At 72.2% G+C, this 957-nt stretch carries 1 protein-coding gene; it reads left to right on the top strand.

Features of this window, described 5'->3' with window-relative positions; genetic code table 11:
• The coding region (locus CBW50_RS28490) for an HlyD family type I secretion periplasmic adaptor subunit (RefSeq protein ID WP_139842734.1) at positions 1-842 on the top strand (842 nt) is incomplete at its 5' end.
• Between the last annotated feature and the right edge of the window lie 115 nt (positions 843-957).

Below are 957 nucleotides of genomic sequence, written 5' to 3'. Positions count from 1 at the left end.
CGCAGCTGGCCGCGCCGGAGCACGCTTCCGTGGCCGAGCGCGCGGCCGCGCAGGCGCATGTGGACGGCCAGTACGCGAGCTTTCGCGCCCGGCTGGCGTATCTCGACGGCGAAATCGCCCGCTATGCGCAGGCGCTGCCGCTGGCCGCGCAGCGCGCCGGCGACTACCGGGCGCTGGCGGACACGCGCGACGTGGCCGAACACGCGTGGCTGGAAAAGGAGCAGGCGCGCATCGACCTGGCCGGCCAGCTGGCGTCGGCCCGCAGCGAACGGGCGGCCCTGGTGGCGCAGACGAGGAAAGACGCGTATGACGCGCTGGCGGAAGGGGCCAGAGCGGCGGCGGCCAGCGGCCAGGATGCGCGCCGCGCGCTGGCCCGCGGCAGCCTGCTGCGCCTGACGGCGCCCGTCGACGGCACGGTGCAGCAGTTGAAACTGCACACGGTGGGCGGCGTGGTGCCGGCCGCGCAGGCGCTGATGCAGATCGTGCCGCGCCAGGGCCGGCTGGAAATCGACGCCATGCTGGAAAACCGCGACGTCGGCTTCGTGCAGGCGGGGCAGGCCGTGGCCGTCAAGATCGACGCGTTTGATTACACGAAATACGGCACCGTGCCCGCCGTCGTCAGCAGCGTCTCGCGCGACGCCATCGAGGACGAGAAGAAGGGACTCGTGTATGCCGTGAAAATCACGGTGCAGCAGCCGGCCATCGTCATCGACGGCAGACTGGTGCCGCTGTCGGCCGGCATGGCCGTGCGGGCGGAAATCCGCACGGGAACGCGCAGGGTGATCGAATACGTGCTCTCGCCGCTGGTGCAGCACCAGAAGGAGGCCCTGCATGAACGCTAGCCTCCGCGCCATGGCCTTGGCCGCCGGCCTGCTGGCCGCGCTGCCCGCGCTGCCCGCGCAGGCCGGCGATGTGTTTCCGCGCCTGGACGACCCGCTGGCCACGCAGGCCGGCTTG

Origin of the sequence: Janthinobacterium sp. GW458P, from assembly GCF_002127585.1 — a bacterium.
Lineage (GTDB): Bacteria > Pseudomonadota > Gammaproteobacteria > Burkholderiales > Burkholderiaceae_D > Janthinobacterium.
This window is presented reverse-complemented; position numbering and strand designations above follow the sequence as displayed.